At 71.7% G+C, this 20,516-nt stretch carries 19 protein-coding genes; 9 read left to right on the top strand and 10 right to left on the bottom strand.

Going from position 1 to position 20,516, the window contains the following annotated elements:
• The first annotated feature begins 10 nt into the window (after nt 1–10).
• From AB0947_RS04015 to AB0947_RS04005, 3 genes are all read left to right on the top strand, one after another.
• Nucleotides 11–3,478 carry a DNRLRE domain-containing protein gene (locus tag AB0947_RS04015; RefSeq protein ID WP_366748662.1) on the top strand — a complete coding sequence of 1,156 codons (3,468 nt, stop codon included), beginning with the start codon at nt 11–13 and terminating at the stop codon, nt 3,476–3,478.
• Nucleotides 3,479–3,586: 108 nt separating this feature from the next.
• Nucleotides 3,587–3,997 (top strand): VOC family protein, encoded by a 411-nt coding sequence (locus AB0947_RS04010; protein WP_366748661.1) that lies wholly within the window; start codon nt 3,587–3,589, stop codon nt 3,995–3,997.
• Nucleotides 3,998–4,071: 74 nt separating this feature from the next.
• Nucleotides 4,072–4,818, top strand: a complete 747-nt coding sequence (locus AB0947_RS04005; RefSeq protein WP_366748660.1) for a TetR family transcriptional regulator — start codon at nt 4,072–4,074, stop codon at nt 4,816–4,818.
• Between the two features lie 150 nt (nt 4,819–4,968).
• On the opposite strand, the gene AB0947_RS04000 is transcribed toward AB0947_RS04005, so the two are convergent.
• The 3 genes from AB0947_RS04000 to AB0947_RS03990 form a co-directional block, all read right to left on the bottom strand.
• The gene (locus AB0947_RS04000) at nt 4,969–6,513 is read right to left on the bottom strand and encodes an ABC transporter substrate-binding protein (RefSeq protein ID WP_366748659.1); all 1,545 of its coding nucleotides are present in this window, start codon (nt 6,511–6,513) and stop codon (nt 4,969–4,971) included.
• 228 nt (nt 6,514–6,741) lie between these two features.
• Entirely contained in the window at nt 6,742–8,361 is a 1,620-nt protein-coding gene (locus tag AB0947_RS03995) for a metallophosphoesterase (RefSeq protein WP_366748799.1), read from the bottom strand.
• Nucleotides 8,362–8,443: 82 nt separating this feature from the next.
• Nucleotides 8,444–8,683: an SCO4848 family membrane protein gene (locus AB0947_RS03990; RefSeq protein WP_171153452.1), complete on the bottom strand. Its 240-nt coding sequence runs from the start codon at nt 8,681–8,683 to the stop codon at nt 8,444–8,446.
• Nucleotides 8,684–8,774: 91 nt separating this feature from the next.
• Between AB0947_RS03990 and AB0947_RS03985 the strand changes: the two genes are divergently transcribed.
• The gene (locus tag AB0947_RS03985; RefSeq protein WP_366748658.1) at nt 8,775–10,034 is read left to right on the top strand and encodes a D-alanyl-D-alanine carboxypeptidase; all 1,260 of its coding nucleotides are present in this window, start codon (nt 8,775–8,777) and stop codon (nt 10,032–10,034) included.
• Here the strand turns inward: AB0947_RS03985 and AB0947_RS03980 are convergent.
• Nucleotides 9,982–10,893: a YihY/virulence factor BrkB family protein gene (locus tag AB0947_RS03980; protein ID WP_366748657.1), complete on the bottom strand. Its 912-nt coding sequence runs from the start codon at nt 10,891–10,893 to the stop codon at nt 9,982–9,984. The two genes, AB0947_RS03985 and AB0947_RS03980, sit on opposite strands and share 53 nt — an antisense overlap.
• An 85-nt stretch (nt 10,894–10,978) precedes the next feature.
• Here AB0947_RS03980 and AB0947_RS03975 point away from each other — a divergent pair, with 85 nt between their 5' ends.
• Complete coding sequence (locus AB0947_RS03975; protein ID WP_366748656.1) at nt 10,979–11,734, top strand: decaprenylphospho-beta-D-erythro-pentofuranosid-2-ulose 2-reductase; 756 nt, start codon at nt 10,979–10,981, stop codon at nt 11,732–11,734.
• Here the strand turns inward: AB0947_RS03975 and AB0947_RS03970 are convergent.
• From AB0947_RS03970 to AB0947_RS03960, 3 genes are all read right to left on the bottom strand, one after another.
• A complete protein-coding gene (locus AB0947_RS03970) occupies nt 11,731–12,315 on the bottom strand; it encodes a 2'-5' RNA ligase family protein (protein WP_366748798.1) in 585 nt (194 codons plus the stop codon). The genes AB0947_RS03975 and AB0947_RS03970 overlap by 4 nt on opposite strands.
• A gap of 150 nt (nt 12,316–12,465) precedes the next feature.
• The gene (gene trpS / locus AB0947_RS03965; RefSeq protein ID WP_366748655.1) at nt 12,466–13,482 is read right to left on the bottom strand and encodes a tryptophan--tRNA ligase; all 1,017 of its coding nucleotides are present in this window, start codon (nt 13,480–13,482) and stop codon (nt 12,466–12,468) included.
• A 123-nt stretch (nt 13,483–13,605) separates the two neighbouring features.
• Nucleotides 13,606–15,060: a glycine hydroxymethyltransferase gene (locus tag AB0947_RS03960; protein ID WP_366748654.1), complete on the bottom strand. Its 1,455-nt coding sequence runs from the start codon at nt 15,058–15,060 to the stop codon at nt 13,606–13,608.
• Between the two features lie 225 nt (nt 15,061–15,285).
• Here AB0947_RS03960 and rocD point away from each other — a divergent pair, with 225 nt between their 5' ends.
• Complete coding sequence (rocD, locus tag AB0947_RS03955; protein WP_366748653.1) at nt 15,286–16,494, top strand: ornithine--oxo-acid transaminase; 1,209 nt, start codon at nt 15,286–15,288, stop codon at nt 16,492–16,494.
• A 32-nt stretch (nt 16,495–16,526) separates the two neighbouring features.
• Here rocD and AB0947_RS03950 read toward each other — a convergent pair whose 3' ends face one another.
• Nucleotides 16,527–16,988: a nuclear transport factor 2 family protein gene (locus AB0947_RS03950; RefSeq protein ID WP_366748652.1), complete on the bottom strand. Its 462-nt coding sequence runs from the start codon at nt 16,986–16,988 to the stop codon at nt 16,527–16,529.
• Between the two features lie 140 nt (nt 16,989–17,128).
• Here AB0947_RS03950 and AB0947_RS03945 point away from each other — a divergent pair, with 140 nt between their 5' ends.
• The 3 genes from AB0947_RS03945 to AB0947_RS03935 all read left to right on the top strand — a co-directional run bounded on the left by AB0947_RS03945 (nt 17,129) and on the right by AB0947_RS03935 (nt 18,817).
• A complete protein-coding gene (locus tag AB0947_RS03945) occupies nt 17,129–17,710 on the top strand; it encodes a TetR/AcrR family transcriptional regulator (protein WP_366748651.1) in 582 nt (193 codons plus the stop codon).
• Between the two features lie 172 nt (nt 17,711–17,882).
• Entirely contained in the window at nt 17,883–18,377 is a 495-nt protein-coding gene (locus AB0947_RS03940) for a MarR family transcriptional regulator (RefSeq protein WP_366748650.1), read from the top strand.
• Nucleotides 18,374–18,817: a MarR family transcriptional regulator gene (locus AB0947_RS03935; protein ID WP_366748649.1), complete on the top strand. Its 444-nt coding sequence runs from the start codon at nt 18,374–18,376 to the stop codon at nt 18,815–18,817. Before AB0947_RS03940 ends, AB0947_RS03935 begins: the two co-directional genes overlap by 4 nt.
• A 46-nt stretch (nt 18,818–18,863) precedes the next feature.
• On the opposite strand, the gene AB0947_RS03930 is transcribed toward AB0947_RS03935, so the two are convergent.
• Both AB0947_RS03930 and AB0947_RS03925 read right to left on the bottom strand, forming a co-directional pair.
• On the bottom strand, nt 18,864–20,048 hold the full coding sequence (locus AB0947_RS03930; protein ID WP_366748648.1) for a glutathionylspermidine synthase family protein: 1,185 nt from the start codon (nt 20,046–20,048) through the stop codon (nt 18,864–18,866).
• Nucleotides 20,049–20,061: 13 nt separating this feature from the next.
• On the bottom strand, nt 20,062–20,481 hold the full coding sequence (locus AB0947_RS03925) for a hypothetical protein (RefSeq protein ID WP_366748647.1): 420 nt from the start codon (nt 20,479–20,481) through the stop codon (nt 20,062–20,064).
• Between the last annotated feature and the right edge of the window lie 35 nt (nt 20,482–20,516).

The following is a 20,516-nucleotide window of genomic DNA, read 5'->3' as shown; positions in this document are numbered from 1 at the left end:
AACCCGGCCGATGACACCCAACTGGCGCCGCAGACCTGGCCGTCGGGCCGCTGCCGCACTGGTCGTGAGCACGCTGGTCGCCGGGGGCGCCGTCGGTGCCGGGTTGTGGCCGGACGGCGGGACGGCCCCCGCCGACGGCCCGCACCCACGCCCGGCCCGGACCGTGACCGAGGACGCGGCCCTCGCCCAGGCCGCGCGCACGGGCAGGACGGTCGAGGTCACCGCCGCCCGCACCAGCCACTCCACCACCTGGGCCCGGCCCGACGGCCTCATGCGCAAGCGCCTCTACTCCTCACCCGTCCGGGCCAAGGTGGGCGGCGAGTGGAAGAAGATCGACCCGGACCTGCACCGCACCGAGGCCGGCTGGGAGCCGAAAGCGACCAACACCCGCATCGTCTTCTCCGCCGGTTCGCGCGGCACGGTCGGTCAGCACGCGGACCGGACCGCCACGCGCCGCGTCTCCCTGCTGAGGGACGCCGCCGCCGACACCGGAACCCCGCTGGTCACGCTGCACGTGGGCGACCACGACATCCAGCTCACCTGGCCGGGTGCCGTGCCCAGCCCGGTCATCGACGGCAACCGCGCGCTGTATCCGGACATCTTCCCGGGCGGCGACCTGGTGCTGACCGCCGACGACGACGGCTTCGCGCAGCTCGTCGTGCTGAAGAACCGTCAGGCGGCCTCCGATCCGCACGCCCAGCAGCTCGCCTACGGGCTCCACTCCGCCGATCTCACGTTCCGGCTCGACCCGCTCAGCGACATCGTCAGCGCGGAGGACGAGAACCGCGACGAGGTCGCCATGTCGCCGACCCCGCTGATGTGGGACAGCACCGGCACGCCCGCCGTCACCGACGGCACGGTGGGGGCGAGCGCCCAGCCCACCGGCCCCGAGACACCCGACGCGACGGACATGGCCGTCCCGACACCCGACGACAGCCCCACGCAGGAGGAACCGGCCGAGTCCGACGAGCAGCAGGACACGGACGTCGAGACGCTGCCGCCCGCGAGCGACGGTCCCGAGCCCACGGGCTCCGACTCGCCGCTGCCCTCCGCGCCCGCGGAACCGTCCCCCGAACCCTCCCGGACCGGACCGGCCGCCACCCTGAGCCTGCCCCTGCTCGACGGCCCCTCCCCGGATTCGCGGGGCTCCCTGGTCGACGCCGATCTGACGGACGGCCGGTGGACGCTCGCCCCCGACCCGGAGTTCCTGGCCGCCCCGGACACCACCTACCCCGTCTTCATCGACCCCTCGGTGAAGAAGCACATCCAGCACTGGACCACCGCCTACGACCGCTTCCCCAAGGCCACGTTCTACGACGGCAAGGGCTTCAACAAGGGCGGCACCCACGAAGCGCGCGTCGGCTTCGAGTCCGACACCTGGGGCACCTCCCGGTCCTTCTTCAACATGACCTTCGACAAGGACCTCAAGGGCACGAAGATCACCAGCGCGAAACTGCGCATGCTGGAGACGTACTCGTGGTCCTGTAGCGCCCGTTCCATGAGCGTGCACCTGACCGGAGAGATCGACTCGCACACCAACTGGAAGAACGCGCCCAAGCTCCACGACGGCAACAAGCTGGCCACCAAGAGCTTCGCCCACGGCTGGAAGGCGGCCAGCTGTCATGACGCGTACGAGGCCTTCGACGTCAAGCGCGGCGCCCAGGACGCCGCCGACGACGGCGACGACACCATCACCTTCGGCCTGCGCGCCCGTGACGAGGACGCGCAGTACGCGTGGAAGAAATTCCAGGCCGACGGCGACAACGCCCCCGTCCTGGAGCTGGTCTACAACCGTAGACCCACCATCGTGCCCAACTCCCTCGATCTCGGTCCGGACGGCAAGTGCACCACCACCAAGCCGTACGTCCGGATGGGCTCCGGTGACCTGACGTTCACCGCGAAGGCCACCGACAAGGACCACAACCTCGACTACTTCGACTTCGACCTGTGGGAGACCGGCCACTGGGACACCACCGGCGACCTGCTCAAGTCGACCGGCAAGGTTTCCGCCGGCTCCGACACCGACACCGCGCTGCGGACCACGCCGAGGTTCTCCACCAGTGGTCTGAAGAGCGGCGCCACCTACTCCTGGCGGGTGCAGGCCCGGGACGACGCCGGTTCCACAAGCGGCTTCCAGCCGAAGACCCCGTGCCGGTTCGTGCTGGACACCACCGCGCCGCGTCCGCCGAAGGTGTCGTCCACCGACTTCCCCGATGCCGACGGCAGTGAGAACGGCTTCGGCAACGACCCCGAGGACGCCACCTGGTCCGCCAAGAAGTTCGGCACGCCCGGCTCCTTCACCGTGCGCGCCCTGAACAGCGACGTCGTGCGCTACGAGTACGGGTTCAACTCGGCGAACTACACCGGCAGCCTGGCCCGGAATACCGGCTGGGCCACCGCGATCAGCTCCACCATCTCGAACGCCAAGCCGCCGACCGCCGGGCCCAACGTGCTGTACGTCCGGGCCGTCGACAGCGCCGGCAACCCCTCCGAGCCCACGAGGTACTACTTCTACGTCAGCCCGCGTGACCAGGTCGACAAGCCCGGCGACTTCACCGGGGACGGCCTGCCCGACCTGATGACCGTCACCGAAGCCGGCAACCTCGCCCTGTATCCCTCCCAGGCCGACAAGGACGCCCTCAAGGGCACCGGCGACCTGGACTACTCCATGGCCGGTGCCTACCACGACAACCCCGCGAAGGACCCCGGCGGTGACGCCCAACCGCCCTACGTCGCCGCTCCCAGCGGCCACTTCAAGGGCGCGCTGATCAGCCACAACGGTGACATCTACGGTGGTGACGGCCTGCAGGACCTCGTCGTGCGGGTCGGCGGCAAGCTCTGGGTCTACCCCGGCGACGGCTACGGCGCGGTCAACACCGACAAGCGCCGGGAGATACTGCTGCCCGCCGGCTCCCCCGCCCCCGGGACCTTCACCCAGATCCTGGCCACCGGCGACATCACCGGCGACGGACGGACCGACTTCTTCGCCACCGTCCGTAAGAGTGACGGCACCGACGACGAACTGTGGGCGTTCACGGGCTACCACGGCGCCACCGTCGACCAGGCCGTCAGGCTGTCCGGCTCCTCGTGGAAGGACCGGGACATCGTCCTCGTCCAGGACATCTCCGGGGACAAGGTCGCCGACCTCGTCTACCGCAGTGACGTCTCCGGACGGCTGCTCCTGCGCAAGGGCATCGCCGCCTCCGGTGGCGGTGTCGACCTCACCTCGCTGGCGGCAGCCGCCAACTCGGCCGGAGGCGCTGACACCTACTGGACCGGCGAAGGCTGGCACAACGCGTCCGTCCCGTACCTTCTGGGCACGCCCGATGCCAACGGCGACGGCATTCCCGACCTGTGGGCCGTCCGCTCCGACGGCTCGGTGCGCTTCTACGCCGGCGACCGCACCAGTCTCCCCGGCTCGGGAACGGAGGTCATCGCTCCCACCACCTGGTGGAAGACACGTCTCGCCGTCGGGTGAGGCCACTTCCGGGCAGCGTCTGCGGTCGGGCACCGGGACGGGGACGACGCGGGGTCCGCTCCGGTGGGGCTCCTCGCTTCCCGGCGACAAGGCTCCTAATGTGACGACATGTCAGACGAAGAGTCGTACGAACTGCTCGGTTTCGACAACGTGCTGCTCCCCGTCGGCGACCTCGGCGAGGCCGTCGCCTTCTACGAGCGGGCCGGGTTCGCCGTGGGCTTCCGGTTCGACGAGGGCGGGATCGCACAGCTGAAGGTCGGCGGGGAGACGCCCGGCATCCTGCTGCGCGCCGAGGAGGAGCTGCGGCGGCGGACCCCGCCCTGGCCCTCGCCGCGCGTCTGGCTGGAGGTGCCGGACGCACGGGCGGCGGCACGGGAGCTGGCCGCCGCCGGCATCGAACTCCTCGACGAGGTCTTCCCGGTGGCCACCGGCTGGACGGTGGAGATCGCCGACCCCTGGGGCAACATCCTCGGCTTCACCGACTACACCAAGCGCCCGGCACTGGGCCGCAGACCCTGAGGCGGTCCCGCCGGTGCCCGGCGTGGCCGCCGTCCTGCCCGGGGGCGGCCCCCGTCACTCGTTAGGCTCCTCCCGTGCCCGCGAAGAACGACGGTCCCGAGGCGGCCGGCCCCCAGAGCAGCAAGTCCGAGCAGACCCGTGCGCTGATCCTGGAGACCGCGATGCGGTTGTTCCAGGAGCGCGGGTACGACAAGACGACGATGCGGGCCATCGCCAAGGAGGCCGGGGTCTCCGTCGGCAACGCCTACTACTACTTCGAGGGCAAGGAGCACCTGATCCAGGGCTTCTACGACCGGATCGCCGCCGAGCACCAGGCGGTGGTCCGGGAGGTCCTGGACCGGGAGACCGACCTGGAGGCGCGGCTCGCGGGCGTGCTGACCGCGTGGCTGGACATCGCCCGGCCCTACCACGAGTTCGCGGTGCAGTTCTTCAAGAACGCCGCCGACCCCGACAGCCCGCTCAGCCCCTTCTCGCCGGAGAGCGAGCACGCGCGCGAGCAGGCCGTCGGCGTGCACCGGGAGGTGCTGGCCGGTTCGAAGTCCAAGGTGGCCCCTGAGCTGCGGGACGTGCTCCCGGAGCTGATGTGGCTGGCCCAGATGGGTCTGGTCCTGTACTGGATCTTCGACCGCACGGAGGGGCGTGAGCGCAGTTACCGGCTGGCGCGGCGGGGGGCCCGCCTGACCGCCCGCGGTGTCTCGCTGGCCCGGTTCCGGGTGCTGCGGCCCCTGGTCCTGGAGGTCCACGAGCTGTTCACGGACTTCCTGCCGGGGATGACGAAGGCCCTGCCGGACCCGGGGCGGGGGGCACGGGACGGCGAGTGATCACTTCCGGGTGAAAGCGCGGGAACAGGACGCCCGGGGTCCGGGCTGCCGGACTGCGCGGCGCGGAGAAGGTCGGCGCGTACGCCGAGGCCAAGGTGCCGGTCTGCCTCGTGGCAGATCATCAAGGCCGGGCAGAAGAAGACCGACTGATCAGATCCAGGTCAGCCGCCACAGGCGGAACACGCCCGTGCCGTCCGACAGGTACTGGCCACCGCCCACGTCCTCGGTGCTGACCACGTACTCCTTGCGCTGCCAGAGCGGGATCAGCGGGACGTCCTCGGCCACGTCCGTCTGGATGTCCCTGAAGTCCTTCGCGGCCCGGGTGCGGTCGGCGTACTGCCGGCTGTCCAGGATGAGGTGGTCGACCAGCTTGTTGCTGTACCCGGTGCTCATCGTGGAGCCGGTGCCGACGAGCGGGCCGCCGAAGGTGTCCGGGTCGGGGTAGTCGGCGACCCAGCCCACCGCCCAGGCGTCCATCTTCCCGGCGGCCCAGCGCTTCTGGAAGTCGGTCCACTCGTAGCCCTTGACGTCGACCTTGAACAGGCCGCCCGCCTCCAGCTGCCTCTTCAGCTCCGCGGACTCCTCCGCGCCCGCGCCCCGGCCGGTGCCGTAGCCGAGGGTGAAGCGGACCGGCAGGCTCACCCCGGCCTCGGTGAGCAGCCGGCGCGCGCTGTCGGTGCTCTGGCGCGGGTAGGTGTCGAAGAACGAGGTGGTGTGCCCGGTGATGCCCGTCGGGATCAGCGAGTACAGCGGGTCGACCGTGCCCTCGTACACCGTCGTGGCGAGCTGCTCACGGTTGACCAGCCAGGCCATCGCCCGGCGCACCCGTACGTCGTGCAGCGGCGAGCCGGAGCGGGTGTTGAGGTACAGGTTGCGGGTCTCGGCGCTGTCGGACTCGGTGACCCGCTGCTTGGGGTCGCTCGGGTTCAGCCCGGAGAGCACGCCCGGCGGCAGGGTCCGGGTGGCCACGTCGACCTCCCGGCCCTTCCAGGCCCGGTCCAGCTTCGTGGAGTCGGCGTAGTAGCGCAGCTCGACCGGGCGGCCGACGCCGCTCAGATACCCCTTGTAGTGCCCGTTCGGCGCGAGGTCGGCCTTCTGGTCCTTGGCGTACCCCGTCAGCGTGTACGGGCCGGTGCCGTCGACGGCGGTGCCCGTGCGCAGGGCGCCGGCCGGGTACTTGTCCTTGTCCACGATCGAGCCGGCGCCGGTGGCGACCTTCTGCGGGAAGGTGGCGTCGGCTGACGACAGGTGGAAGGTGACGGTGTGCTCGTCGTCGGCGGTCACCGAGGCGAGCGTGTCGAACAGGGACGCCGGGCCGACATCGGAGTTGATCTTCTTGACCCGGTCGAAGGAGTACTTCACGTCCTGCGCCGTCATGGCGCGCCCGCTCGGGAAGGTGATCCCGGAACGCAGGGTGCACCGGTACGTCCTGAGGCCGCTGCCCACGAACGCGCAGCTCCGCGCCGCGTCCGGGACCGGCGTGACCCCGCCGGGCTCGAACGTCAGCAACGACTGGAACACGTTGCTGAACAGCGCCCAGGAACCGGCGTCGTAGGCGCCGGCCGGGTCGAGTGCGGTGACCGCGTCCGTCGTACCGACGGTGATGGTCTTGTCCTTGTCCTCCTGCGACTGCAGCAGCCGCCAGCCGCCGATCCCCACGACGGACAGCACGAGCAGCGTCACGAGAATCCGCATGCGAACAGATCGCATGGTGGTGCCCTCCCCAGGCCCGTCGGGGCCCTACCCCTGGCCGGCATGAATCGGCCACTCCCCTAAGTGGCGCGGCTCACCTAACCACACCGGTTTCACCGTGGGGAAGGGCTTTCTGACCAGTTGTGCAAGAACTTACCGAGGCGTGGTTTCCGCCCGGTTTCACAGCTCTTCCACAGGCGTGGGAGCGGTTCCGCGCAAGTGGGTCGCGGTTCACGCGCGGGTGGCGGCCAGTTCGATCACCGTCACGTCCGACGGCGCCCCCACGCGCGTGGGCGGTCCCCAGGCGCCCGCGCCCCTGCTGACGTACAACTGCGTGTCGCCGTAGCGGTCCAGACCGGCGACCGTCGGGTTGGCCACGGCGGCGAGGAGGCTGCCGGGCCAGAGCTGGCCGCCGTGGGTGTGGCCGGAGAGCTGGAGGTCGACGCCGTGGCGCACGGCCTCGTGGATCTGCACCGGCTGGTGGGCGAGCAGCACGCACGCGCGTGCCGGGTCCCGGTCGTCGAGCGCCCTGGCGAAGTCCGGGCCCTGGCCCTCGCTCTCGCCCTGGACGTCGTTGACGCCGGCCAGGTCGAAGTACGGCAGCTCGGTGCGGGCGTTCTGGAGCGGGTGCAGGCCGAGGTCGCGGACCTCTTCGATCCACTGCTCGGCGCCGGAGAAGTACTCGTGGTTGCCCGTGACGAAGTACGCGCCGTGGCGGGCGCTGAGCCGGGCGAGGGGGGCGGCGGCCGGGCCCAGGTCCTTGACGCTGCCGTCGACCAGGTCGCCGACGACCGCGATCAGGTCCGGCTGGGTGGCGTTGACCGTGTCGACGACCCGCTGCGCGAAGCCCCGGCCGAGGACGGGGCCGAGGTGGATGTCGCTGACGACGGCTATGCGGAAGCCGTGGGCTGCTCGCGGGAGCTTGGTGAGCGCCACGGTGACGTGTTCGACCCGGGGGCCCTTCAGGACTCCGTAGGTGCCGTGGCCGACTGTCGCCACGGCGGTGGTGGTGGCCGCGCCGGCGAGGAGGCGGGCGACGACGAGGCGCCGGGTGGGCCCCTGGACACCCGGCACCCCGGTGACCGCCCCAGGGGGCTCCGCCCCCTGACCCCCCACCCCCTGCCCACCCACCACCCGACCCTGTCGGCCGAGAGGCGAGGGCACGGGGTCGGGGCTCGGGGGGTTCGGAGGCGAGGGCACGCGGTCGGGGCTCGGGAGGTCGAGAGGTGAGCCCATGGGGTCAGCGCTCGGGCAGTCCAGAGGCGAAGCCACGGAATCCACGCTCGGCCGGCCGGAAGACGAGCCTCCAGAGTCCACGCCCGGCCGGCCGGAAGGCGAGTCCGCAGGGTTCCCGCTCGGGTGATCGGAAGACGAGCCCCCAGGGTCCGGGCTCGGGGAGTCGAGAGACGAGCCCACGAAATCCACGCTCGGCCCACCGGAAGACGAGCCCCCGGAGTCCACACCCGGCCGGCCGGAAGACGAGCCCCCGGAGTCCGCGCCCAGCCCACCGGAAGACGAGCCCCCAGGGTCCACGCCCAGCCCACCGGAAGACAAGCCCGAAGGGTTCCCGCTCGGGTGGTCGGGTGGTGAGGTCGTCGTGGGTGGGGTGCGGCGGGTGAGGAGGGGGCGTAGGGCCTCGGTCGCCAGGACCGTCAGCAGCAGGTACAGCGCAAGGGCCATCCACAGGAAGCCCGGCCAGGCCAGGGTGCGCTGGAGCCAGAAGGGGGCGCCCGAGCGTTCGGCGACCAGGGCTGCGATCGTCAGGACCGGGCCGGTGACGAACAGCGCGGTGCCGGCGCGGCGGGCCGGGCCCGGGCCCCGCGTGGTGTCGCGGACCAGGCGCCGCCACACGTACCAGTGCAGGCCCGCCACGACGGACAGGCCGGCCAGGGCGACGAGCGCGAGGACGATGACCACCCCGACCGGTCCCCCGCTATGAATTCCGGCGCAGTGCGCGCAGACCGCGCAACCCGAGGACCCCGATGACCGTCCCCAATACGAAGGAGACGACCGCCAGCAGCAGGTGCACCCAGAAGTACGCGGTCGGGTGACCGTCGTCGAAGGCGAGCCCGCTGCTGTCCTTGACCAGGTTCTTGATGAAAGTGACCCAGATGACCCAGGACCACACCCCGAAGGCGAGCAGGAACCAGGACACCGGGCGGCTGAGCTTCATGGGTCCAGTATCGCCGTCCCCTGTCCGGTTCCGTGCCGGGGGTAGGAGGCGACGCGGGACTTCGCCGTCGGGTACGGGTACGTTCTCGGTCGTGCCCGCACCGAACACGACCGTCAGGCGATCCCTGCTGGTCACCTCCGCAACCCTGCTGTCCCTGTCCGTCACCGCGCCCGCCGCCCTCGCCGCGCCGACCCCCTCGACGAGCCCCACGGCCACGCCCCCGGCGCGGATGTCCACCGTGGGCGGCGCCCGGCTCGGCATGCCGGGCACGCAGGTCAACCTCGCCCCCGGCGTGCCGGTCCTGCCCAAGGACCTCACCGCCCGTTCCTGGATCGTCTCCGACGCCGAGTCCGGGGAGGTCCTCGCCGCGCACAACGCGCACTGGCGGCTGCCCCCGGCGAGCACGCTGAAGATGCTGTTCGCGGACACCGTGCTGCCCCGGTTCCCGCAGAGCACCGAGCACAAGGTGGCGGCGTCGGACCTCAAGGGCGTGGGCGTCGGCTCCAGCGTGGTCGGGATAAAGGAGGGTGCCACCTACTCCGTCCACGACCTGTGGCTCGGGGTCTTCCTGCGCTCGGGCAACGACGCCGTGCACGTGCTGTCCCAGATGAACGGCGGCATCGAGCAGACCGTGCGGGACATGCAGGACCACGCCGGGGAACTCCAGGCCCTGGACACCAACGTGGTCTCGCCGGACGGCTACGACGCGCCGGGGCAGGTGTCGTCGGCGTACGACCTGTCGTTGTTCGCCCGTTCCGGGCTGCAGAAGAAGGACTTCCGCGACTACTGCTCGACGGTGAGCGCGACGTTCGGCTCCACCGAGATCCGGAACACCAACCGGCTGCTGAGCGGCGACACCGACGTCCCCGTCTACCAGGGCATCGCGGGCGTGAAGAACGGCAACACCACGCACGCGGGCGCCACCTTCACCGGGGTCGCCGAGCGGAACGGCAAGGTGCTGCTGGTCACGGTGATGAACCCGGCCAAGCGCGAGCACAACGAGGTGTACAAGGAGACCGCGAAGCTGTTCGACTGGGGTTTCCAGGCCGTCGGAAAGGTCAACGCGGTGGGCGAGCTGGTGCCGCCGAGGAGCGCCTCCTCGGCGACCCCGCGGCCCGGCACCGGCACGGCCGCCGCGCAGGATCCGGCGCAGGGGTCGGGACAGGCGGCCGGGAGCGGCGGTGCGGGGTCGAAGCCCGTGGCGAGCGCGGCGGCCGGGTCGGGCTCCGGCGGGGCCGGGATCGCCCTGGCCGTCGCGGGCGGGCTGCTGGTGCTGCTCGGGGGCGGGGCGTTCCTGGTCAACCGCCGATGGCCGTTGCCGGACCTGATGCGCCGTCGCGCGCGTCCCTGAGCCCCGCCGCCTCCTTGCTCGGCGTCGCCGTCCAGGAGGCGCAGAACAGGACCAGTTTGGCCGTGAAGTTGATCCACAGCAGCAGTGCCACGGGGACGCCGAACGCGCCGTACATGCTCTTCGCGGCGACCCCCTGGATGTAGCCGCTGAGGAGCAGCTTCAGCAGTTCGAAGCCGACCGCGCCGAGCAGCGCGGCGACCAGCAGGCGGCGGCGCGGTGGCTCGGCCCCGGGCAGCAGGGTCAGGACGTAGAGCAGGACGAGGAAGTCGGCGAGCACGGCGACGGCGAACGCGGCGATCTGCAACAGGACGCTGCCCCAGCTGTGTTCGTCCAGGCCGATCTGCCGGGAGAGCAGGCCGACGGCGGCCGAGGCGAGGGTGGACGCGGCGAGGGTGACCAGCAGGGCGCCGCCGAAGCCGAGCAGGATGACGGCGTCCTTGGCCTTGGTGACGACCGGGTTCTCCTCGCGGTCCGGCAGCTCCCACACCGCGCGCAGGCAGTCCCGGACCTGGCCGACCCAGCCGATGCCCGTGAACAGCAGGACCGCGCCCGCGATGACGCCGACCGTGCCCGCGTTCTGCACCAGGGAGGTGAGGTCCAACTGGTCGGCAAGGCCCGGGAACTGGTCGGCGATCCGGTGCTCCACGGTCTTCTGGCGGGCCGGGCTGAGCGTGGCGGCGGTGATGGCGGCGGCCACGGTCAGCAGCGGGAACAGCGCCACGAAGCTGACGAACGTCATGGCGGCGGCGAGCCGGGCCCACTTCACCCGGTCCAGCCGCTCGTAGCAGCGCCACGCGTGCGTGAGCATCAGCCGGGTGACGATCGGCCCGATGCCGGGGAGCCTCTTCAGCCAGTCCATGGTGCGACTGTGCCCGTTGTCCGGGGGCGTGAACACCGCGTTTCTTCACCAGAACGGTCATATACGGGCGATACGGTCAGCTGTCATGAAGGACGCCACCGCTCTGCCCCAGTCCCTGCTCGTCCTCGGCGGCACGTCCGAGATCGCGCTGGCCACCGCGCGCCGGCTGATCGCCCGCCGCACCCGCACGGTGTGGCTGGCGGGCCGCCCCTCCCCGGCCCTGGAGAGCGCCGCCGGGAGTCTGCGCGCGCTCGGCGCGGACGTGCACACCGTCGCCTTCGACGCCCTCGATCCCGAGTCCCACGAGGACGCCCTCGGCAAGGTGTTCACCGGCGGGCCCGTCGACATGGTGCTGCTCGCCTTCGGCGTCCTCGGCGACCAGGCGCACGACGAGCGCGATCCGGTACGGGCCGTGCGGGTCGCCCAGACCAACTACACCGGGGCCGTCTCGGCCGGCCTGGTCGTCGGGCGTGCCCTGCAGAACCAGGGCCACGGCTCCCTCGTCGTGCTGTCCGCCGCCGCCGCCGAACGCGCCCGCCGCGCCGACTTCATCTACGGCTCCAGCAAGGCCGGCCTCGACGTCTTCGCCCAGGGCCTCGGCGACGCCCTGTACGGCACGGGCGTCCACGTCATGGTCGTACGCCCCGGCCCGGTCCGGACGGGAAGGCCGGCCGACGGGGTGCCGGCACCGTTCGCCAGCACCCCGGAGGCGGTCGCCACGGCCATCGAACTGGGGCTGCGCCGCCGCTCGGAGACGGTGTGGGTGCCGGGCGCGCTCCGCCTGCTGATGGCGGCGCTGCGGCATGCACCCCGCGCGGTGTACCGCCGGCTGATGGCCTAGCGGCTGGCGATCGTGCCGCGTTCCACTTCCGTGTGGTCCGGCTGGGGCGGGACCACCGGACCCCCGAAGGTGTACTCGCGCAGCTTGCGCCAGACGCCGTCGGGGCCCTGCTCGTACAGCGCGAAGCCGGTGCACGGCCACTCGGCCTCGAACTCCGCCAGGTCCTCGAAGGCGCGGTCCATGGCCGCCTCGTCGATGCCGTGCGCGACGGTGACGTGCGGGTGGTACGGGAACTGCAGCTCGCGCGCCACCGGCCCGGAGGCGTCCCGGATGCGCTGCTGGAGCCAGGCACACGCGTCGGCGCCCTGGACGACGCGGACGTAGACCACCGGCGACAGCGGCCGGAAGGTGCCGGTGCCGGACAGCCGCATCGGGAACGGCCGGCCCGCGGTGGCGACCTCGGCGAGGTGCGCGTCGACCGCCGGCAGGTCGGCCTCGTCCACCTCGGTCGGCGGCAGCAGCGTGACGTGCGTCGGGATGCCGTGAGCCGCGGCGTCGCCGAAGCCCGCGCGCCGCTCCTGGAGCAGGCTGCCGTGAGGCTCCGGGACCGCGATCGACACGCCGATCGTTACGGTCCCCACGTCGTCTCCTGTCGTCGCGTCTGTCGTCTTCTCGGCCGTCTCGTCCCGGCCGTCGGCTATCGACTGTACGGCCACGGATGTCCTTCGGGCAGGCGCGGCGGAAGTGATGTGCAGCGCTCTGCCCGCGCGGGCCCCGTGCGGTCGTACGCCTCAGTGCTTGGCGGGGAGGAAGCCCACGCGGTCGTACGCCTGCGCGAGGGTCTCGGCGGCGACGGCACGGGCCTTCTCCGCGCCCTTGGCGAGGACCGCGTCGAGCGTCTCGGAGTCGTCCAGGTACTGCTGGGTGCGCTCGCGGAACGGCGTGACGAACTCGACCATGATCTCGGCGAGGTCGGTCTTGAGCGCGCCGTACATCTTGCCCTCGTACGCCTGCTCCAGCTCCGCGACCGTCCTGCCGGTGAGCGTGGAGTAGATGGTGAGGAGGTTGGAGACGCCCGGCTTGTGCTCGGTGTCGTAGCGGATCACCGTGTCCGTGTCGGTGACGGCGCTCTTCACCTTCTTGGCCGTGGCCCTGGGCTCGTCGAGGAGGTTGATGAGGCCCTTCGGCGTGGACGCCGACTTGCTCATCTTGACCGTCGGGTCCTGGAGGTCGTAGATCTTCGCCGTCTCCTTGAGGATGTACGGCTTCGGGATCGTGAAGGTGTCGCCGAAGCGGCCGTTGAAGCGCTCGGCGAGGTCGCGGGTCAGCTCGATGTGCTGGCGCTGGTCCTCTCCGACGGGCACCTCGTTCGCCTGGTACAGCAGGATGTCCGCGACCTGCAGGATCGGGTACGTGAAGAGGCCGACGGAGGCGCGGTCGGCGCCCTGCTTGGCGGACTTGTCCTTGAACTGGGTCATGCGGCTGGCCTCGCCGAAGCCGGTGAGGCAGTTCATGATCCAGGCGAGCTGGGCGTGCTCGGGGACGTGGCTCTGCACGAAGAGCGTGCAGCGGTCCGGGTCCAGTCCGGCGGCCAGCAGCTGGGCGGCGGCGAGCCGGGTGTTGGCGCGCAGCTCCTTCGGGTCCTGCGGGACCGTGATCGCGTGCAGGTCGACGACCATGTAGAACGCGTCGTGGGACTCCTGGAGGGCCACCCACTGGCGGACGGCGCCGAGGTAGTTGCCGAGGTGGAACGAGCCGGCGGTGGGCTGGATGCCGGACAGCACGCGGGGACGGTCAGCGGAAGCCATGCTGCCCATTCTCTCATCGGCCGGGGTGTCGTCGGCCCGAGAGGTGGGGGTGGTGCGGTGCGCGGGGGACTGCGGACCGGTACCGGCCGGTCGCGCAGTTCCCCGCGCCCCTTTCGGGGCGCTTCAGCCGAGGTCGACCTCCGGGTAGAGGGGGAAGCCCGCGACCAGGTCCGTCGCCCGCTGGGAGATCTCCTGGGCGACCTTCTCGTCCAGGACGTGGGCCGCCTTGGAGGGGGCGCCGGACTTGGTGGTGCCCGGCTCGGTGGTGGTCAGGACGCGGTCGATCAGGGCCGCCACCTCGTCCATCTCCGCCGTGCCGAGGCCGCGGGTGGTGAGCGCCGGGGTGCCGATGCGGATGCCGGAGGTGTACCAGGCGCCGTTCGGGTCGGCCGGGATGGCGTTGCGGTTGGTGACGATGCCGGAGTCGAGCAGGGCGGCCTCGGCCTGGCGGCCGGTGAGGCCGTAGGAGGTGGCGACGTCGATCAGGCACAGGTGGTTGTCGGTGCCGCCGGTGACGAGGGTGGCGCCGCGGCGCATCAGGCCCTCGGCGAGGGCGCGGGAGTTGTCCACGATGCGCTGGGCGTAGTCCTGGAAGGCGGGCTGCCGGGCCTCGGCCAGGGCGACGGCCTTGGCGGCCATGACGTGCGGGAGCGGGCCGCCGAGGACCATCGGGCAGCCGCGGTCCACCTGGTCCTTGAGCGAGTCGTCGCACAGGACCATGCCGCCGCGCGGGCCGCGCAGCGACTTGTGGGTGGTCGTGGTGACGATCTGGGCGTGCGGGACCGGGTCGAAGTCGCCGGTGAGGACCTTGCCCGCGACCAGGCCGGCGAAGTGCGCCATGTCGACCATCAGGGTGGCGCCGACCTCGTCGGCGATCTCCCGCATGATCCGGAAGTTCACCAGGCGGGGGTAGGCGGAGTAGCCGGCGACGATGATCAGCGGCTTGAACTCGCGGGCCTGGGCGCGCAGGGCCTCGTAGTCGATCAGGCCGGTGGCCGGGTCGGTGCCGTAGGAGCGCTGGTCGAACATCTTGCCGGAGATGTTCGGGCGGAAGCCGTGGGTGAGGTGGCCGCCGGCGTCCAGGGACATGCCGAGCATGCGCTGGTTGCCGAAGGCCTGGCGGAGCTCGGCCCAGTCGGCCTCGGTCAGGTCGTTGACCTGGCGGGCGCCGGTCTTCTCCAGGAAGGGCGCCTCGACGCGGTCGGCGAGGACGGCCCAGAAGGCGACCAGGTTGGCGTCGATGCCGGAATGCGGCTGGACGTAGGCGTGACGGGCGCCGAAGAGTTCGCGGGCGTGCTCGGCGGCGAGGGACTCGACGGTGTCGACGTTGCGGCAGCCGGCGTAGAAGCGGCGGCCGACGGTGCCCTCGGCGTACTTGTCGCTGAACCAGTTGCCCATCGCGAGCAGGGTCGCCGGGGAGGCGTAGTTCTCCGAGGCGATCAGCTTGAGCATCTCGCGCTGGTCGGTGACCTCCTGGCCGATGGCGTCGGCGACGCGCGGCTCGACGGCGCGGATCACGTCGAGGGCGGCACGGAAGGCGGTCGACTCGGTGGAGGGGGAGACGGAATTCTCGGGCATCGGGGACCTCCGGACGGTGTACGTACAGCGTTCACGTTCGGCCCAGGCGCACGGCACTCTTCCCGCTCGGGCCGCTCCCTGATGGTCCGTCCCATCCCAGCGCGCCAGTCACGGCCCGCTCGTCAGCCTACCGGGCGCGCCGCGCGGGGCAGGTCCCGCGTCCACCATGCGAGCGAGGATAAGAAGGAGGTCACCGTCGAGTCCGAGCCGTCCCCGGGAGAGGCCGTGACCGCTGCGAAGGACCTCATCGCCGCCGCCGGAGCGCACTGCGCGCCCACCTACGACCCGCTGCCGGTGGTGATCGCCAAGGGCGAGGGCGCGTGGCTGACGGACGTGGCGGGACGGCGCTATCTGGATCTGCTGGCCGGCTACTCGGCGCTGAACTTCGGGCACGGCAACCGGCGGCTGGCCGAGGCGGCCCGGCGCCAGCTGGACCGGGTGACGCTGACCTCCCGCGCCTTCCACCACGACCGGTTCGCCGCGTTCTGCGCACAGCTCGCCGAGCTGTGCGGGATGGAGATGGTGCTGCCCATGAACACGGGCGCGGAGGCGGTGGAGAGCGCGGTGAAGACGGCCCGGAAGTGGGGGTACCGGGTGAAGGGGGTGCCGGCGGAGACGGCGAAGATCGTCGTGGCGGGCGGCAACTTCCACGGCCGTACGACGACGGTCATCAGCTTCTCCACCGATCCGGAGGCCCGTGCGGACTTCGGGCCGTACACCCCGGGCTTCGAGATCGTGCCGTACGGGGACCTGGCCGCGATGCGGTCGGCGCTGACGGAGAACACGGTCGCGGTGCTGCTGGAGCCGGTCCAGGGCGAGTCGGGGGTGATCGTGCCGCCGGCCGGTTATCTGGCCGGGGTGCGGGAGCTGACCCGCGAGCGGAACGTCCTCTTCGTCGCCGACGAGATCCAGTCGGGCCTGGGACGCACCGGGCGGACCTTCGCGTGCGAGCACGAGGGGGTGGTGCCGGACGTGTACCTGCTGGGCAAGGCGCTGGGCGGCGGGATCGTGCCGGTGTCGGCCGTGGTGTCGAGCGCGGCGGTGCTCGGGGTGTACCGGCCGGGCGAGCACGGGTCGACGTTCGGCGGGAACCCGCTGGCCTGCGCGGTGGCACTGGAGGTGATCGCGATGCTGCGGACCGGTGAGTACCAGGAGCGGGCGGCGCGGCTGGGCGAGCGGCTGCACGGCCTGCTGGGCGGGCTGCCCGGCGCGGGCGGGGCGACGGCAGTGCGGGGGCGGGGGCTGTGGGCCGGGGTGGACGTGTCCCCGGCGGTGGGCACCGGGCGGGAGGTCTGCGAGCGGCTGCTGGCCCGTGGGGTCCTGGTCAAGGACACCCACGGGCCGACCGTCCGGATCGCGCCGCCGCTGGTGATCGGCGAGGAGGACCTGGACTGGGGGGTGGATCAGCTCCGGGCGGTGCTGGCCGGGGGCTGATCAGGGACGGGTCCGGTCGGGGACGGGGGCGCTCAGTGGAGCGGGAAGTCGGCGCCGTGCTCGTCGGCGGGCCGGGGTCCGAAGATGCGCCGGTCGGATTCCTCGATGGCCACGTCGTTGATGCTGGCCTCGCGGCGGAGCATCAGGCCGTGCTCGTCGAACTCCCACAGCTCGTTGCCGTAGGAGCGCCACCACTGGCCGCCGGCGTCGCGGCACTCGTACTGGAAGCGGACGGCGATGCGCTTCTCGTGGAAGCTCCACAGGCCCTTGCGCAGCGCGTAGTCCCGCTCACGCTCCCACTTCTCGGTGAGGAAGGCGACGATTTCCTCGCGGCCGGTGACGAACCGGTCCCGGTTCCGCCAGACGGAGTCGGGGGTGTAGGCGAGGGCCACCCGGTGGGGGTCGCGGGTGTTCCAGGCGTCCTCGGCCGCCTGCACCTTCCGGCGGGCGGTCTCCAGGGTGAACGGCGGGTAGGGCGGGCGGTCTTCGGACACGGTGACCTCCTGGGGTCGGTGCGCGGGGGAGAACGGCGCCGGGGGCGGTGCCGGGCCATGTCGGGGGATATCGAGAACGACCGTTCTCCATCGATGCGGCTACGATAGAGAACGCCCGTTCTCAACGTCAAGGAGCCACGATGCCCGCCGCCGTCACCGAGGAACAGAACCGCCTGGACCGCGCGGCGCTCCTGGACGCGGCGGAGACGCTGTTCTACGCGCACGGCATCCAGGCGGTCGGCATGGACCGGGTCCGCGAGGCCTGCGGACTGCCCCTGAAGCGGATCTACCGGCTCTTCGCGACCAAGGAGGACCTGGTCGTCGCCGTGCTCAGGCACCGCGACCGGCGCTGGCGCGCGGACCTCGCCGCCCACGTGGAGAGCGTCCCGGACCCCCGCGCACGGGTGCTCGCGGTCTTCGACTGGCTCGCCGCGTGGTTCGCCGAACCCGGCTTCCGCGGCTGCGCCTGGATCAACGCCCACGGCGAACTCGGCTCGTCGTCCGAGCCGGTCCTGGCGGAGGTCCGCGCCCACAAGCGGGCCTTCCACGACCAGCTGGCGGCCTGGGTCCGCGCCACCGGCACCCCGGTCGCCGAACCGGTCTTCCTGCTCGCCGAGGGAGCCATCGTCACCGCGGCCGTCACCGGCGACCCGGCACCGGCGCGGCACGCGCGGGCGGCGGTGGAGAGGCTGCTCGGGGACGCCCCCGCGAGCCCGGCATGATCCGGACGAGCGGCCCTGGCCAGGGCCTGCCTTCGGTCTTGATCATGTGGCGGGGCGGGAGCGGTCCCGCTGGAGGCGTTCCGTCGGCCCGTCGCGGCGCCGAGCCGGATGCCATCGTTACGGCCACCGGAAGATAGTAGCCATGGACATAGTAGCCATGTAATCTATTGGCATGAGCAAGGGTTCGCCGGGCCCCACGCCCGGTTTCCTGGTATGGCGGCTCGCCAACAAGTGGCGCGTCGCGGTCGATCGCGCGATGGCTCCGCTGGGCCTCACCCACGCGCAGTACTCACTGCTCGCGTCACTGCACGGCATGCAGCGCGCCGGCGAGCGGCCCAGTCAGCGCCGACTCGCCGACCACACCGGCCTGGAGGCGCTGTATGTCTCGAAGCTGGCTCGCGCCCTGGAGTCGGCCGGCCTGATCGAGCGCGCCCGTGATCCCCGCGACCCGCGCGCCGTGCAGCTCGCCCTCACCGAGCAGGGCCAGGCCGTCGTGCGGCAAGCCATCGTGGTGGTCCAGGACCTGCTTCAGCAGTTGCTGGAGCCGCTCGGCGGCCTCGACGCCCCGGGGACGCACGCGTTCACCGACCAGCTGACGACCCTGCTCGACGCACCTCTCGCTCCACCCGTACCGAACGACCAGAGCACTCAGGGGGCACCATCATGACCACCACCGAACCCGTCGCCAACGCCCGCGACCTCGCGCTGGCCCACTACGCCGCCCGCGGCGTCCTGGAGCACGTCCTGGCCCGGCACGGCATCACGTTCCAGCAGCAGATCGCCCTGCGCACCGCCCTCACCGCCGGCACTCCACAGACACCGGACGATCTCGTCGCCCAGATCCAGGCCTCCCTCAAGACCGATCCGGCCGACATCCGTGCCACTCTCGACGAACTGCTCGCCAAGCAACTGCTTGATGCGGACGGCCCGCACCTTCGTCCCACGGACACAGGGCGCAAGCTGTTCGCCGCCGTCGGCGCGGAGACCGCCCCTGTCAGCGCCCGCATCTGGGGCGGAATACCCGCTGCCGACCTGACCGCCGCCGGCCGCGTCCTCGCCCTGGTCACCGAGCGCGCCAACGCGGAGCTTGCGGCGCTGACCGCCTGACCGGCGGTCAGAACGAGCGCGAGCGGGCGGCATCGGCATACAGGCCCTAGAGGATCACATGGGGCAGGAAGCGGGCGTACCCGTCGGTGACCAGGCCGGTGGACTCGCGGATGCCGAGGCCCGCGGGTTCGTCCCGGACCACCCAGGCGCCCAGGACCACGTGGTTGCCGTCGAAGGCGGGCAGGGGGGCCAGCTGCTGGTAGCAGCAGGCCTCGTCACGCACGACGCCCGGCGATCCCGGCTCGTGGACCGTGACGCCCTCGCCCTCGCGGCCGAGGAGGGGCTTGGCCACGTAGCCGGCCGTGCGGGTCAGCTCGCGGGGGCCGTCCAGGTAGGCGGGCAGGAGGTTCGGGTGGCCGGGGTACAGCTCCCAGAGGACCGCCAGGAGCGCCTTGTTGCTCAGGAGCATCTTCCAGGCCGGTTCGATCCACAGGGTGCTGCCGGTGCCGCCGCCGTTGTCCAGGGTCTCCAGGACGTGTCCGCCGAAGGCGTCGGTGGTGAGCCACTCCCAGGGGTACAGCTTGAAGATGCCGCGGATGAAGCGGAGCCGGTTGTCGACGAAGCGGCCGGAGAGGCTGTCCCAGCCGATCTCCTCCATGGCCAGCCAGTCGGTGGCGAGACCGGCCTGCTCGGCGGTCTCCTTCAGGTAGGCGACCGTCATCAGGTCCTCGCCGAGTTCGTCGGCCGAGGAGTGCGCGAAGTGCAGCGGGCTGCCCGGGGGCAGCAGCGCGGACTGGGCGCGCCAGGCGTCGACCAGGCGTTCGTGCAGGGAGTTCCACTGGTCCGCGCCGGGGAAGTGGTCCTCCATCCAGAACCACTGCGGGGAGGCGGCCTCCACCAGCGAGGTCGGGGTGTCGGCGTTGTACTCCAGCAGCTTGGCCGGTCCCGTGCCGTCGTAGCGCAGGTCGAAACGGCCGTAGACGGAGGGGAGTTCGGCACGGCGGTGCCAGGCCTCGGTGACTGCGGCGGCCACCCGCGGGTCCGTGATGCCGAGGTCCGCGAGGCGGTTCTCGGACACGATGTGCCCGGCGGCGGCCAGGCACATGCGGTGCAGCTCCTCGACGGTCTCCTCCAGCGCCTCCACCTCCTCCAGGGTGAAGACGTAGTAGGCGCTCTCGTCCCAGTAGGGGCGCAGCGAGCCGTCGGGGTGGCGGGTGAGCGGGTAGACCAGGCCCTGCGCCTCCACGGTCTGCTGCCAGCCGGGGCGGGGGGTGGTGGTACGGCGTTCCATGCGCGTGTTCCGGTCAGCCGCCGGAGCCGCCCTTGCCACCGCCGAAACCGCCACGGTGGACTCCGCCGCTTCCGCTGTGGTGGTCGTCGTCATCGCCGGACGAGCCGCCGCCCGAGCCCTTGCCGGGCTTGGTGAAGGAGCCGCCGTCGACCCAGCCGTTCTTCTCCTCGCCCTCGTAGTACCAGGCGGCGTCGGTCTTCTTCCTGACGGTCGTCTTCCCGCCCGTCTTCTTGCCCGCCGTCTTCCCGGAGGCGCCGGTGGTCTTGCAGTTCTTGTCCGGGACGACCTTGTACCCCTTGGCGAGGTTGTAGCTGTCCCGGTCGACGCAGCGCTTGTCCGGTTCGGACGAGCAGGCGGTGAGCGCGGCGGCCAGCAGGCCCACGCCGCCGAGGACGACCGTGCCGGAGCGCAGTGGTCGTCGTGTGCGGTCCATCGTGTGTCTCCCCCGTCGGATGCGGATGCCGTGTT

The sequence above is a fragment of the Streptomyces sp. NPDC047841 genome (assembly GCF_040704085.1).
Classification (GTDB): Bacteria; Actinomycetota; Actinomycetes; order Streptomycetales; family Streptomycetaceae; genus Streptomyces; species Streptomyces argyrophylli.
This window is presented reverse-complemented; position numbering and strand designations above follow the sequence as displayed.